Source organism: Budvicia aquatica DSM 5075 = ATCC 35567, assembly GCF_000427805.1.
In the GTDB taxonomy this organism is placed as follows: domain Bacteria; phylum Pseudomonadota; class Gammaproteobacteria; order Enterobacterales; family Enterobacteriaceae; genus Budvicia; species Budvicia aquatica.
Window position 1 is genome coordinate 119,468 of record NZ_ATYS01000005.1, and the last position, 15,097, is coordinate 134,564.

The 15,097-nt window shown below is 48.3% G+C and carries 9 protein-coding genes; all 9 read right to left on the reverse strand.

The features are described 5' to 3' along the window. Window positions 1-456: 456 nt before the first annotated feature. Entirely contained in the window at window positions 457-651 is a 195-nt protein-coding gene (locus YWE_RS31835) for an IS1/IS1595 family N-terminal zinc-binding domain-containing protein (RefSeq protein WP_071605818.1), read from the reverse strand. A 119-nt stretch (window positions 652-770) separates the two neighbouring features. After that, window positions 771-3,599 carry an autotransporter outer membrane beta-barrel domain-containing protein gene (locus tag YWE_RS26500; protein WP_084166961.1) on the reverse strand — a complete coding sequence of 943 codons (2,829 nt, stop codon included), beginning with the start codon at window positions 3,597-3,599 and terminating at the stop codon, window positions 771-773. A 742-nt stretch (window positions 3,600-4,341) separates the two neighbouring features. Continuing rightward, window positions 4,342-5,892: a TolC family protein gene (locus YWE_RS26505; protein WP_051323174.1), complete on the reverse strand. Its 1,551-nt coding sequence runs from the start codon at window positions 5,890-5,892 to the stop codon at window positions 4,342-4,344. Window position 5,893: 1 nt separating this feature from the next. Continuing rightward, a complete protein-coding gene (locus tag YWE_RS0103815) occupies window positions 5,894-7,867 on the reverse strand; it encodes an FUSC family protein (RefSeq protein WP_029093326.1) in 1,974 nt (657 codons plus the stop codon). Then, window positions 7,851-8,900, reverse strand: coding sequence for a multidrug transporter subunit MdtN (gene mdtN / locus YWE_RS0103820; protein ID WP_029093327.1), 1,050 nt, complete (start codon window positions 8,898-8,900; stop codon window positions 7,851-7,853). Before mdtN ends, YWE_RS0103815 begins: the two co-directional genes overlap by 17 nt. Before the next feature lie 12 nt (window positions 8,901-8,912). Beyond that, complete coding sequence (locus YWE_RS26510; RefSeq protein WP_029093328.1) at window positions 8,913-9,245, reverse strand: YtcA family lipoprotein; 333 nt, start codon at window positions 9,243-9,245, stop codon at window positions 8,913-8,915. Between the two features lie 95 nt (window positions 9,246-9,340). Continuing rightward, a complete protein-coding gene (locus YWE_RS0103830; protein ID WP_029093329.1) occupies window positions 9,341-10,801 on the reverse strand; it encodes a metal-dependent hydrolase family protein in 1,461 nt (486 codons plus the stop codon). A 507-nt stretch (window positions 10,802-11,308) separates the two neighbouring features. Continuing rightward, complete coding sequence (locus tag YWE_RS0103840; protein ID WP_029093330.1) at window positions 11,309-12,433, reverse strand: fimbrial protein; 1,125 nt, start codon at window positions 12,431-12,433, stop codon at window positions 11,309-11,311. A 35-nt stretch (window positions 12,434-12,468) separates the two neighbouring features. Then, window positions 12,469-15,081, reverse strand: coding sequence for a fimbria/pilus outer membrane usher protein (locus YWE_RS0103845; protein WP_211230990.1), 2,613 nt, complete (start codon window positions 15,079-15,081; stop codon window positions 12,469-12,471). Window positions 15,082-15,097 lie beyond the last annotated feature (16 nt).

Genomic DNA, 15,097 nt, shown 5'->3' on the forward strand with positions numbered 1-15,097 from the left:
AGCCATAGATAAGGACTAACCGCCCTTTTGCTGGCCTTAGAAAGCGATCGCTGACCGTCTGTATTTGGCATTACGCACGCTAGAAATCCATTATCATAAAATGATAAAAAATGGGCAGCGACTCACCGGTTCAATTAGCCCATATGCTGCCGGAGTATGTAGATTTAAAAGAGATTAGGCTGTAGGTGCTACATCATAAGATGTGGGATTGCAGACAAATGGTTTAACTTGATTTCAGTATAGATTTCGCCCGCATAATCAGTATCAAAATATTGGTTTTTTCTGGCGGGCGAGGGGGCGATATTTTTGAGTTCAATGAGCTCCGGGCCTGATCCGATTGCCTATTTTCAACACCCCATAATGAACTATCAGGGGTTGTCATCAGTCGAAATACCACATCATAAGACGTGGTATGTAAAAATAATTAACGGCATGCTTCACTGACCCGATGTGTCGTTATAAACACCCTTTTTCCGCACCATCACTTTGCGTATACACGTTATAAATATACTTATCCTGAAAGGTTTTTCGACATTCCAGACACCGATACCGTTGATAACCCGACCGGCCTTTACCGTGTCTTTTGACGTATTCCGTTTTATGACAATATCGGCATTTTACTTTCGGTTGAAATAACGTTTGCATTAGCATAGATCACACTCCTGTCCGTAACGCATTGTCCTTAAACAAAAAACCCATTACAGCTATCGAAATTATCGCATCACCGTAACGGGCCTTTTTTATACTTTATCGGCTTAAATCAGACGCGATTAAAAGCTGAAGCGATAGCCGCCGTTGATCTGGCGCTGGTCAAATTTATTCCCCGTTGAACTATCCAGGTCCAGATATAAGGTATGCTGCTTTCCTACCTGAGCGCTGACACCAATACCGTTGTTCCACCAATTCCCTTTAAAGGTATGGCTCTCGGTTGATCCGTTCAACTGATAATCCACATCGCCTTCAAACTCACGCACCAGGCCGGTTTTTAGGTAGACGTTCACTTTGTTATCACCCTGATTGAGCTCGTAGCCCAGTAACGCACTCGCTCTGCCCATCAGTGACTCATAGCTGCCTAAGTCCACCTTCAGTCCGTTTGATGCCGTAATATGGGTTGCATCCTGATGGCCGTAGGTCAGTTGGAGCTGTGGCTCAACATAGAAGCCGCTATTTTGCTCGGTCAGGTTAAATTTTTGGCCGGCTTCCAGCGAAAGACTGACACCGTCAGAATTACCATTACCCCTGACGCGATTGTCCTGACTGTCTCTGACGTTAAAGTTATTTTTGATATGGGAATACTTAGCCACCGCATCCGTATAGAAACCGTTAGCGGCCATATATGAACCATAAATACCGGCGTTGCTGGACTTGGTTGTGCCGTCGCCGGAGCGGTAATCCGGGCTACCCTGGGTCTGCCCCATAAATACCCCGACAAACAGCGGTACTTCCGGTGAAATACGCTTATCAGCACCAATCTGCATACCGCTATAGGACATATCAAACTGGCTGAGCTTTCCGCCGGAGAAGGAGTCAAACTTACCGGCAAAGCCGCGCAGCCACATATCTCCGCGTTCNCCGTTCTGACGTAAATCCCCCATACGCTGTAACAGAGTCTGGGTTTCGGCATAGTTCATCAGGTAACCGATATTCAGGAAGTTAGCACCCGCATCGGCGGTGGTAGTGATTTCTGGCTCTGTTGGCGGTAACCCTGTATCAGTAGACGCACCGAACAACTCCCAGCCAGTCCCGGCCTTTCTTAAGTCGTATTGGTATCCGCCCAACTCAACTTTACTGTTCATTGAGAACTGGCCATTACCATCGGCAGTTTCCACCACGGTTAAGGTTTCAGCGCCGTTGGTTGCAGCAGAACCATTGTTAATTACGGTTAGTGTATGGCTACCTTCGGTGGTTCCGGTTACCCGCAGCAGGTCTGAGCTATTATTACCGCTGCCATCACCGACAATATCGGTGCGCAGTTTAAAACTACCCTGCCCGCTTAAGTTTTCAACGGTTAATACGTTGCGCTGCGAATCCGAATTCTGAGCATTAAACAGCGTCACTTCGCCATTATTCAGTAATGACAAAGAATCAATCGAAGAGTCGCTATTCATGACCCAATTAGCGTTATCAATCGCAATATTGACTACGCCATTTTTAACATCATTATCAATATTAGCAGCAGAACCCTGCCAGTTAGCGCCCTGCGACAAATTGAGATTTAACGTTGCCAGATAATCATCGACTTGGAATGTCGATATATTGCCGACCATCGAGGCGCTATCAGACAGGTTCATTTCAAGGCCGGTATCCGCTCTTTTAGCCTGTACCTTTAATGCACCGTTTTTACCTTCAATCAATGTCTGACTGCCGGAGGCATTAACAATGGCCTGACCGTCAATGGAGTCGATGGCTAATCCATTGGCGTTAATTTGGCTATCTTTTAAATCAACCGTCCCCGATCTGAATACTCTGATGGAGGTCTGGGTATCTTTTTGGTTATTAATAACGCTATTGGTTAAATCGACCAGGCTGGTCTCACCGGTAATCTGAATCGCCTGTACATTTTCGTTGGCATTAATAACCAGATTGTTGCCCAGCAGAGTACCGCCGGAGGCGACATGGGTACCTAAAAAGGCATGATCGCCTGACACGTTTAGCGTAGTGTTATCCAGCTTTAAAATGCTGCCACCGCTAACTGTAGTGGCGTAGCGGCCTTTGGCTCCGTCTGCGGTATTACTGACATAATCCAATGTTAAATTATCACCGGTAATATTACCTTCGAATATGGTCTGGCCTTTATTGCTTTGGATCTGACTATTGGTTAACTGAATATGCCCGCTGCCCAAAAATAGGATTCCGTTATTCAGATCTGCATTCACATCTGAAACTACCGTCAATCTGTCACCAATAATGGTGCCACTGGAATGAGTCTGAATAGAGTAGTAAACGGCTTCCTGATCGCTGCCGTTACCTAAAAGGTGCAACCGGCTGTTGCTGATATCAATAACGCCATCACCGACGGCTTCCATCATATAGGAATTATTGCTGGTGAAATTTGAATTAGTAATCTTAGCGATTCCGCCCTTTTTAACATCTCCGGCCCCGCCTACCGATAACATATAGTCTCCCACGTTAGGCCCGGAGTCCGTTACCGTCAGATTATCAACAACCAGTTCTCCCCCGCCCTGTACTCTTAGAGCCGGTGATGCACCAGAAATCGCAGAATGATTATAAGTACCACCGTTAATTGTCAGCTTCCCATTATTATTAACGAATAGGCCATATCCGCCATTTTTTGTGTTTAATATCTCAGCAGAGACTTCATTTAGCGTTAATTTACCCCCATTAATAAATATGCCGTTGGCGTTATTAATTGTAATCGGATCGCTAGCCCCCCACACTTCTTCAGCATCATCAGCCGTTATTGTTTTAGGTGCAGTTATTGGCGCAGCGCTTAACATTAAAGGGAAACTGATAATGCTGCTACAGATTAATAAAGACAGAATATTTCTATTCCACTTAGGCATATTTAAACTTAGATTATTTATCGCTGGCTTCTTGCCAAGTGACTTATATTCAAATTCCATGAAAGCTCCAAACATCAATATATAACTGACATATCAACATGGAAGAAACAAATAAAATCAATAACTTCCATGTCACTCATTACAAAAAACTTATCAGATCACACTCATTGTGATATAAATATTCATTCTGCTGCTCTTTTAGAGACGATAGATTAGTTGCAACTCTCGCCACATAAAAACAAGATACTGCTCACAGATGATTTAACAACATATGTTACCAGTGAGTAGTGATATATCAACAGATTAGATCGAGTTGAGTTTGCATGATGGAATTTAATATAAAATAAAATCATTTTTAAAGGTCAAAAGCCTAGCCAAGATCGGATTAACGATCAAAAAGATCTAAAAAATCATAAATATTTAAATTATTTGAAACAAAAAACTTAAAATAAACCATAGCAACCATTTCAAATGAAACAACCATTATTTGAAGGCATATCAAACCACCTAAAACTTAATAACTAGAATTTCATTCGATAATTATTAATTCTCGAGAAATTTATCTAAATAAAGTGTTTTTTTTACCACCAAAAATAAACCAGCCAACGCTGGTTTATTTATTATTTGAGATATTCGAATTTCATTGCCCCATATCTATAGCCATCTTTTGGCGTCTAGATACGTAGCGGTATGTTGCTGGAGAAAAAGTGATAGCTAATAAAAATAGGCTACAGGCGATCGTTCTGTCGCTCTGCTTTAATTCAAATCAGGCTTGCTGTAATCTGCCTGATTAATCATTTATATGGCCTTCACTCTCTCAATAAAGAGAGCCTGCTGTCGTTGATTTGACGCTTACCAAATCCTCCGGGGAACGGGTCATCTGCCCCATAACAAAAGCCAGATTAGCCGCAGCAACCAAAGACGCCGCATAGGCATCAGTACTCATTTGCTTCGCGCTCAACAAGCCATTCGCCGTCTCGTTTGCCATGGTAATCGTTCCGACGCCGCTACGGTAAGATTCGAGAGCCGCATCATAAGTAATAGCCGACATTTTCACTAAGCTTAAGGCGGCCTGATAAGACTCAAGGGCCGAGCTCAGCATATTGGCGGCTAGTACAATTTCACGCGCCGCCAGTTCCTGGGTTTTCTTAAAATCTTCAGCCGCTACCGCGGCCCGGGATTCAGCCTCTTTAACCCGGGCGGCACGAATTCCGCCGTCGTAAATAGGCATGCTGACACCCAGCAAAATACTGGATGAAGACATCTGTGGCCCAACCGCCGGTAGCCCCTGAATATCGAAGCGCCCATTGCCACCGGCAACTGCACCGCCAAGATAAACCTTAGGTAAAAAATCGGCTTCCGTCGCCTTGATACCTGCCATGGCCGCTTCTGTTGCCGCATAGCTGGCTAAAACATCTGGTCGTTGTGAAAGAGCCAGCTTTATCATTTTTTCGGTAGGCGCACTGGTTGCCTTAGGCAGAGCACGATCTTCACTATAACCGACCTTAATCGCCAATGACGGAGAGACCCCCATCGCACCAAGCAGCGCTTGATAAGCATCTCGCTCCATATTCTTGGTTACCACTCGACGCAGTTCAGACTGGGCAACCTGCTGCTGTGCCATCGCCACCTCTACCGTTGTGGCAATGCCATTTTTTCTACGCTGTTCGGCCGCATCCTGAATCTGGCGGCTATTGCGTAGTGCCTGCTCTGCCAGCTTAGTTTGAGTTAATGCCGCTCCGTACTGAAAATAGGTGCGGGTAACATCATAGATGAGCTTCTGATGCATCCCATTAAACATCACGTTGGCCGCGTAAGAATTTTTCCGGGCAGCCTCAAGCAGCGCGCTGCGCTGCCCGAAATCAAAGATCAACCACTGCAATGCCAATGCAGGCACCACCGCACTCTCAGTGGTATCAATATCCTGTTGATCGCCGATAGCATAAGGCAAAGGGGAACGGGTTTTCTGGTAGCCACCAATAACGCTGGCAGTGATCATCGGCAGAAAAACCGCCTCCCCCATTCCGACGCCCAATGCAGCCTGCCGGGCCTGTTGCCAGGCAATCCGGGTATCAGAATTTTGGTTCTGGGCAATATCAATCAGTTCATCCAACCGATATACATGCCCTTTATCTGTCGCCGGCAGTGGCGGAAGTTCAGCCACTTTGGGGTTGGCGGGGACAGAAAAACCGCCGGCTCCCGTCGACATTCCGCTGTCCAAACTGGGCGCCCAGGGTTCAGTATAAGAGGCCGGGGCCAGATCGAGCTGTTGCGTAGCACAGCCTGAAATCAACGCACACAGGCCCGCGACCTTGAAAACAAAGCCGATATTCGTTAACCGTGCCGTGAATACACCACGCATCATCATGTCATCCCGTTCTCAAAAGTTTCTCAAGCCGATTTATATGCCGTTGAATCGTTAGCTCGATTGTCGATAAATGTGACCTTGCCGATTCGCCATCTGGTTGTTTAGCCTCAGGTGATGGGCTCACCGCGTCACTGTCGACAGAAAGATGCCGCAGCCGTCGGACATCACCGTGTTTTTTTTCAGTCGGCAGAAACAGAACCGGGCACAGAACGCTCATTTCGGTAAGTATTGCCTTCAGGCGAGCACGTTCTTCATGCGCAGGCCGTAGCTGTGCAGGTTCAAAGGGAATCAGTACCAGTTCCTCTTGTGCACTGGCCAGCTCAGCCTCAACCTCTGTCGCCTCTCTTAAAGCACTGGCTCGGGCATCGGGCGGCAACGCCGCCAAATTGGTCAGGCCGACCAATGCCCGGCTGATGCGTTGGCGCACAGAGTCAACAATCGCCACCGGCCACAGTAAGGTAAAGGTCACATACACCACCAGATTCCCCAACAAAATGCCAAGCACCCTGTCGAGCGCAACGCCCATATCAATGCTCGGCCCGAAGCCCTGTAATACCGTCAGCAGAAAGGCCAGGCCGATTTGTACGCCGGCATACGCGATTCGCTCATTACCGCTCGAGACCCAGGCAGCGAGCAGGATACCGGCAAACACCAGCGCCATAAGTTCACCAACATCATTCAGGTGCGGAATAATAAAAATAATCGCCAATACGCCCATCGCCGCCCCAATCAGGCAGCCAATAATGCGCAATATCAGTTTATGTATGGTTTCACCGGTGGTCCCCAACGCGGCGACATAACAGGTAATCATTGCCGTATGAATATCCTGCCAGTCCAGGGCGGTATAGGTGAGATAACAGATAAATGCCGCAATCGTTGTCTTTAATGCGAAGCGCTGATGGACAGGGTTAGTTACCGCATCAGCGGCAAAGAATGTTGCTTTCGGCGCGGTGGGGTCTTTCATATTCACAGGGTGCGTCAGCGCTATCAAACAGTCCCTGATTTCACGCATATCACTACCGGTACTTTCCTCTTGGCTAAATTCGGCAGCGGGAATAGGGTTGCCGGCGGCTATCGCTTGCGCAGTTGCAGCGCAATATGCGGAAAACGCCAGGCGTTCGGCCTCAACGATATTGTTGTTTTCATCATTGTTTTCATTGTTGTTTTCATTGTTGTTTTCATCGTTGTTTTCTATGCTTGTCGGCAAGGCTGATACCGCCAGCAGCAGGCGATAGCTATTGATGACTGCATTATCAAGCTCAGCCGCTTCAGCCGCAGGACGAAGATGAAAAATTCGCACAAAAAGGGCCCGCTGCTGATGTTCAGTCTGCCCTTCTTTTAACAGAGAATGAATGCGGGCCCTGTTGGCGGAATCAGGACGTTGCAGCATATCCCCGGCGGCCAGCAAGCGTTCAGATAAGCTCACCCGCAGCACCCGTTGCGGAGTACGGCCAAGAAAAAGATTAAAGCCAACGATCAGCATCATCGGGGCGACGGCCATCAACCAGGCATACAGCAGCGCCCTTGTCGCCACTTCACCGAGAGGAATATCACTGAGCAGCGTCATCACAAAAGCAATCACCAGCGCAATAATATTACCTACCGGGCCAAGCTTGCTGGCCGAGCCCAAATAGACAAACAGAAACGAGCTCAGAAGCAGGGCCGCCATGCGTAAAGGCGGAGCCTCCAGGGTAAAATGAATCAGCAAGAATACCAGCCCGACCACCAGCGACACTAAGAGGGTTACCGCAATGGCCATAACCATGCTTTCGACGGCGTCAGGCTTCATAACGAAAATAATCAGATAGCAGCTGATAGCTGATTCAGGAATGCCGTACACCATCGCAACAGCAGACATCAGCGCACACAGCGCAGCAACGCGCCAGGTCATCGCCAACCGCCCGGGGAAATAGGCCAGATCGGCCCTGACCTGACGCAGCATGCCACCTAAGGCACTATCAGCAATCCGTGTCATGTCGTACGACCACTACGGCAGTAGCACCAATACGCATCAGCTCTTCCGGTGGGTTATCTAAACTAATTCGCACCGGAAAACGTTGAACAACGCGCACCCAATTTAGTGATTTCGGAACATAGGGCAAAATACGCGGAATATTGACCAGATCTTCAGAACTTATCCCCCAGCCAATACCCTCAACTTTTCCTTGAATGGCACGCTGGCGATCGGCCATGACATACACCGTTGCACAGTCACCGACTTTGATATTTTTCAGCTCAGTCTCGCGAAAGAATGCCGAGGCGTGCCAATGCTCGGTATTGATTAGCGTAAAAATAGCCTGATCCGGGGCCACGAACTCGCCGGTTGAGACGTTAAGCCCGACAACGCGTCCATCATGAGGAGCCCGCACTTCAGTATTAGCCAGTTCCCGTTCAGCAATGGCCAGGGCAGTACGGCGTGCCGCGACTAATGCTTCAGTCGCGGCGGTGCTGCTCACCAGCGCCTGCGCGGCCACCGACTGTTTCAGTGCCTGATTAAGGCTTACCTCTGCATCGTGCTTTGCGGTAGCGGCATCATCAACCTGTTGAGCGGTTACATAGCCTTTGGGTAATAAAGGCTGCAGCCTTGCCAGCGTCTGGCTGGCGAGCTTGAGGTTAGCCTGCGCCCGAACGACCTGTTGATTAGTAATTTCGGCATTAGTCTGTTCGGCAACCACCGTTCTTTGCTGGGTGTCGCGCGTCGCCTCCGCCATTTTTAGCTCTGCCTGAGCCTGTTCAACCCGCAGGCGATAAACCTCAGGGTCAAGAGTAAATAACAGATCGCCACGCCGAACTTTACCGTTCTCTCGCACGTTTAAAGAGGCAATTCGACCGGGAACCGATGCAGCAACGTGCACTACGCTGGCCCCCAGCTCCGCATCCTCAGACAACGGATTCAGGGTAGTCTGGCGTAATGATATCCAGCCTGATATTGCCGCCGCGACAATAATCAAACCGCTGACAATCATCGCCAGTTTCCGCTTACGTCCGCTATTTTGTAGTTTATTCATCATCATCATTCATCATGCAAACAACAAAAGGGAAGAGGTAAATGCCACGGCAAGTGCCAGGCAAACATAGACCAGCAACCGCCAAGGCAATAGGTCATCAATACCAATACGAATAAACAGGATTCTGGCTATCACCGCCGCAATAATGCCGATAAAGGCACAGGCCAACCATGAGGGAAAATAGGAACCTAATAGCGAGAATGACGGTGCCTCCGTGCGACTACAGCCACAAAGGCCAATAACCAGTAATACAGGCAGAACCCGCCTCACTAAAAGCCGGGCAGCAGTAGCGGCCAGCCGGAAAAAAGCCCACTGCCATTGGTTTATAGAGGTTATCTTATTCATTACGCCCGCCCCGATTAACGCCAAATACCGCGCCAAAAAATCAGAATGTCCATTCATTATTATTCTCAACATGCAAGCTAAGCGCCCACTGGCCGCTATTCTCCAAGCGTATTCTTAAAGATTTTTCCATCTTTCATAATGACTTTAAATGCGCTGTCGGGTTGAGCAACCAGTTGAATATCACTGAGCGGATTACCCGCCACTAAGATTAAATCCGCCAGCGCATTATTCTCTACAACCCCCAGCTTGCCCGGGTAAGGGTTTCTCGGCCCGGAGAAACCACAAAGCTCGGCGTTAACGCTGGTGGCCATTTTTAAGACTTCAACCGGGGTATACCAGCGAACTAGCTTGGCTAACTGGGCCCCCTGCCGGGTTGCCAGATGCTCGTTGAACAGCGTATCGGTCCCCCATGCGGTTTTAATCTTGTACTTTTTCGCCAGCCTATAAGCCGTGTCTGTGCCGGCCACCATTTGCAGCTGCTTGGCCCGTGACGCCGGCGTTGCCGTTGGTACCGCATCTTCATCATCAAGAAAAGGCTGCAGGCTCCACCAAATATCTTTTTCGGCTATCAGCCGGGCCGTTTCTTCATCAATCAGTTGGCCATGTTCGATACATTTCACGCCCCCTGTAATCGCCATAGTCACGGCTCTGGCGGTATAGGCATGAACGGTCACGTAGGTGCCCCAGTTCTCTGCGGCAGTCACCGCGGCACGAATTTCCTCAACCGAGCCTTCGGTAACATCAATCGAGTCATACATCGAAACGACGCCACCGCCGGCCATATACTTAAGCTGCGATGCGCCTCTCATCAGCTGTTCTCTGGCGCGCAACAATACCTTATCGGCACCGTCGGCAATCGCCGTCATGCCTACCCGTTCTGCATAGCTAAGGGGATCGGCGGGGGCATGAGGCAACTCGCCGAGCAAACGGAAATCGCCGTGCCCTCCGGTTTGGGTAATAAAGGCCCCTGAGGGAAAAATACGCGGGCCGCGGGCAATATGTTCGTCAATCGCCCGCTTTAGTCCAAAAACGGGCCCGCCCATATCACGCACCGTAGTGAAACCACGCATTATCGTGGCATCGGCCTCTGCAATTGCCAGAGCCTGAATATAGTTAAAATCTGCCGTCATCGCCGTCATCATTGACGGGCGGGCCATAATGGCATGCCAGTGAGCGTCGATCAGACCCGGCATCAAAACGCCGCCGCCGCCATCAATGCATGTCACTTCCGGCGGTAACTTAGTACCGGCGGGCTCTACCGATTTGATTTTGTTACCTTCTACCAAGACCTGTAGACCATCTATTAAATCATCAGAAACACCGTCAAAAATACGAATATTAATAAAGGCAGTCACCGCAGCCACCTGCGCTGAGGCATCTTTATTATTTTGTGATTTAGCTGTGGGTATGGCTGCCGCCACGGTATCGGCAGTGATCGGCGCTGCATGAGCCGCTTTTTGAGAGAATACCGTATTAATACGTTTGAACGCTGGACTATGACAGAGGCAACCGCCTGAATGGGCCTCCGGGGCCTTAACCAACCGCATATGTGACATAGAATGCTCCTTTATTAGTCACTTATTGTCAGGAGTAATTGAAAAATCATTACTTTCAGCATAGAACAACTTTTTCATTTCAAGTAATTTAGGCAGCAAAAGTAGAGCAAAATGGCATTAATTCTTTTTTGTTGTTTGATTGATGATAAATATATTCACTGGATGAATTTTAAAAAGCTAAAACATACCGGCCTAATACTGATTCAACCTGTTATATTTGATAATAACAACCCTCACAATCACAGTATGATTAGTTAACCTCAATCAACAAGAACATATTATTACCATGATTTAATTGATATTTATTTAAATTGCCTGACGTAAAAAGAACTAAACTGGCTGAGCTAACAGCCATAAACAGGTAACGTTTCTTAATGTACTCTTAATATGGCGTTTTTATTTTCTTAATTTATGGTAGGCATATTAATTGCCGGGCTATTTTTTAGGCCGGATACTGAATTAAAGTGTTGAACCGTTATGCCGTACACATAACGGCATCAGTTAATATCAACGCATAACTATCGAGAGTTCAGCGCTACCGCTGACTTTTCCGGTCATTCCCGTCCCTCTGGAATAGAGGGTATAAGTAACCGGATGATTAAAGCTAACGGCGTTTTGCGCTGAAGTGATACTGCCAATATCAATAAACTTTCGGTTAAAGGCTACCGGTGTCACCGCACCATTAACGTCAATACTCATTTTAACGTAAGCCCCGGCGGCACCTGAGCCATTTTTTAGCAGGTTGACCTCATATTCATTACTAGAATAATAAGCCAGATTGGTGCCGGTCACTAAGGTTAACGTCGCGCCGATGGGGTTCTTGGTCTGCGTGCAGCTAATTGACAGATTATTGGTTCTGGATGCCAGCTCTTCATTGGCGACTGAACTTGCCGGCTGTGGGCCAAAATCAATCCGAGTTGGCGTGGATATTGTGCACCCTAAATCGCTGACAACGATCGGATAAGAGCCCGCGGCTACCAGCGTAGAGTATTTATAATTTGCCGGGGTACCGATGGGATCGGCGATCCCTAACCTTATAGGCTGAGCTAACGATGCCGTACCAGAGACCTGTTGGCCGGTACCATAAATCAACATCCGCCCTGTTGCCGTGACCTGATGCGTAATATATCGGTCGACGGACGTTGCCGGCGTCGACTGATAAGGTTTCCAATAGCAGCTACTGGATGCACCTCTATTCTCACTGGTATTTGAACCGTTACCATTAAAAAAACCGGTGATGGTATCAGAATAATTTGTCGTGCTAACGCTCCAAGAACGGTTATCGACAAAGGTGACTTCAGGAACCAACATTAAGGTGCCGGCAGTATTAAACTTAATGCCTTGAACGCCGTCAATCTCCATCATTAGTGAAGGGTTACAGCTGGCGGTGTTGATATACCAGGATAAAAATACATAATCTTGGTTACCTTCCGCCCAGTAACGAGACGGGCCGGTGAGGCTAGTTGAATAATTGTTATTGATAACCCCGACTAAACCGCGCCCGTTCTGGATCAGGGTAGCAGCCAGTGCGCCGGGAGCATCTGCCAGCAATAGCAGAGTCAGTGCCACCTTCCATCGTGGCAACCGGCTAACTAACGCTGTTATTTTGTCTATCAATGTTAAAAAAATCATAGTCTGTCTTCTTTGTGCTATCGCGATTAAATGGATTAGTTACAGGCTGCGGCGAACTGACGTACCGCCGAGAACGGGTTTTCAGCCACGTCGGCAAAGTCGAAATTAGCAATACAAGACTGATTAGCCGCCGTTCCCCATGTTACTGAGATCTGGCCCTGTTCAGGCATACCGCTGAAATAGACCTGACCATTCTCACCAACAATACTGCTATTAATATCGTCCGGATTCTGTTTATCGATAATGGATGCCATCGCGCCTAGCGGTAATAGCTGGCTGGCTTTTAAATCAATCAACGCCTGATACCCCTTACGGGTGGCAAACTTAGCTTTCACCACCGCCCCTTTGGTCGGATATAAATTGACCGAGGTATTTTCCGGCATCACATTTTCCGGCAGGGTGTTGACATTCAGGCTAACGGTATTCTTACTGTAATCGGTCATATAAGGGCTAATGGCATAGCCAAAATAGTCGATTGCTGCATCGCCGTTGCTTAATGTGGTACCGGCAGCATCGGGGGCTTCAATCAGCGCCATGCTACTGCCCAGCGAGCGGCCTAAGGTTACGCCGCCAGAATGGACAATCATGCCGCCATTGGCATTCATATTGACGCTTTGTGAATTGCGGCTATAGCTGTAGCCACCGCTAATATCGCCATAGTTACCGTGATAACCAAGGTTAGCCGTTCCGTTATTACCCTGATCCTGATTATCATGCCCTTGGGTCAGGCTATAGTTGACTTTGTTATCCAGAAAATGGCCATTAACCCCCAACTGCTGAGTGGTTCTGCCCTGATTATCTTTGCTAATTTGGTAGTTGCTGCTGATATTACTCAACTCATGCCGCGGGCTAAATATGTTCAAAGGCATATTGATATTAAAGGTAATTTGGCGGTTTTCCGGCCAGTCGCCGTCCCCTTTAGTGCGGGAGATGCCGTAGTTAACCCCATAGTTAACGCCTTTATAGCTGTTGTTATAGCCTACCGACAGGTTGGTGACCTTTTGGTTTTTTTCCCAATAGTCACTGCGCGAACCCTGTACATAAATCGATCCCCAATCCCCCATTGACTGGTTAATAAAGGTTTGGAAACTGTTACGCTCACGCTCGTTTAACCAAGGAGAGACATCGTCCTTTAGGCTATGGCCGCTATTATTAAAGTCAGCAAAGCTGTAATAGTGTTTGGTAGAAAAACGCAGCGCCGTCAGGTCAACCGAGGTGCCGGTGGTCAACAGGCTTTTGGAATAGCGCAGGCGATAAGACTGACCGACCTGTTTTTCATCATCGATAATGGCCGAAGCATGGGTAATATCCGCGGATAAAGCACCGAATGAACCTAATGAAATACCGGTTCCGAAAGCGCCAGACCAGTAGTCTTGTGCAGCAATAGCACCACCATACAGGGTTAGCGACTGCGGCAAGCCATAAACCAAGGTACCCTGCACAAAGTCTGACTCTTTAGAGCCAATGGTGATGCCGCCGTCATAGCGCCCGGCGGTCAGTTCATACTTAACCCCGCCCGGCCGTAACATAACCGGCAGCGTTGAGAACGCTTGGGTAAAGGTACGCTCTACGCCGTCAGTTTCGGTCACGGTGACGTCAAGGTCGCCGGCGGTACCGGTCGGGTAAAGATCTCTAATACTAAAAGGACCGGGCGCCACAAAGGTTTGATAAACCACGTTGCCGTTTTGGCGGATGGTCACTCTGGCATTGGTTTGTGCAATACCGTTAATCTCAGGGGCAAACCCACGCATGCTGCTTGGCAACATCTGTTCATTGGAGCCAAGCCGTACACCTTTAAATGGAATACTGTCCAGAACGTCATTTCGGGTACTGCTTTCACCGATGACCATTTCTGAATTCCAGCGCTGAATATCCCGCATGATATAGGTATTGGTAAAACGGGTATTATTGGTACGCTGGGTAGTTCCCTGCATATCAGAAGAGGTTTGGTTATAGGTCATGGTGCTGCGTAAACGCCAGGCATCAAGGTTGATTCCACCGCGTACGCTGGCAAACACGTTATCATTGGTAGAATTCTGCGAGGAGTCGTCACCTTGAATCCATTGCCGGCCACCGCTTACCTGATAGTTAAGCAATATTGCCGGGATCCCCTGGTCGAGCAGTTTTGGGTCAACATAGCCGCGACTGTCGGGCTTCATTGCAACCTGGGGTATGCTCAGGTTTAGCCGCAGCTTAGCCAGATCAAAAGTCACTTTGGCATCAGGAATATAGACGTTCAGATCGTTAATTTTAGCCTCTGGCGGCAGGGCTTTTAAGCCAGCGATAGCGGCAATATTCACACCCAGCTCGTTAAGTAGCTCAGGCGTTAGCTCGGCAATCACCTTGCCCTGTTCATCAGGGGAGAAATTGATCTCTCGGTTACCGACGTCCTGCTGATTGATCAGCAATGTCACCATATAGCGCCCGGTCGGCGTAGATCCGGCGGCAGAGAAAGACGATAGGTCAATCTGACTTGGGTCGCTACCCGCAGGCAGGTTCAACAGGCTGGGATCAAAATAGTCTTCGGCACAGGCCAGCGGCGCTGTAGCCATGAATAACGCTAACAGCGACAGACGATATGGCATCCTATAGGCCTGAGATTGTCCCTGTGTATCGATCTCGAATCGTTGTGTTTTTAACGTCTTCATCATGATTATCTTTTTA

Bases quoted from the DNA above. Each gene is read 5' to 3' on its own strand.
- YWE_RS0103815 (WP_029093326.1), bottom strand. From the start codon at position 7,867: ATGACACGGATTGCTGATAGTGCCTTAGGTGGCATGCTGCGTCAGGTC.
- YWE_RS0103845 (WP_211230990.1), bottom strand. From the start codon at position 15,081: ATGAAGACGTTAAAAACACAACGATTCGAGATCGATACACAGGGACAA.
- YWE_RS26505 (WP_051323174.1), bottom strand. From the start codon at position 5,892: ATGATGATGCGTGGTGTATTCACGGCACGGTTAACGAATATCGGCTTT.
- YWE_RS0103840 (WP_029093330.1), bottom strand. From the start codon at position 12,433: ATGATTTTTTTAACATTGATAGACAAAATAACAGCGTTAGTTAGCCGG.
- YWE_RS26510 (WP_029093328.1), bottom strand. From the start codon at position 9,245: ATGAATAAGATAACCTCTATAAACCAATGGCAGTGGGCTTTTTTCCGG.
- YWE_RS31835 (WP_071605818.1), bottom strand. From the start codon at position 651: ATGCTAATGCAAACGTTATTTCAACCGAAAGTAAAATGCCGATATTGT.
- YWE_RS0103830 (WP_029093329.1), bottom strand. From the start codon at position 10,801: ATGTCACATATGCGGTTGGTTAAGGCCCCGGAGGCCCATTCAGGCGGT.
- mdtN (WP_029093327.1), bottom strand. From the start codon at position 8,900: ATGAATAAACTACAAAATAGCGGACGTAAGCGGAAACTGGCGATGATT.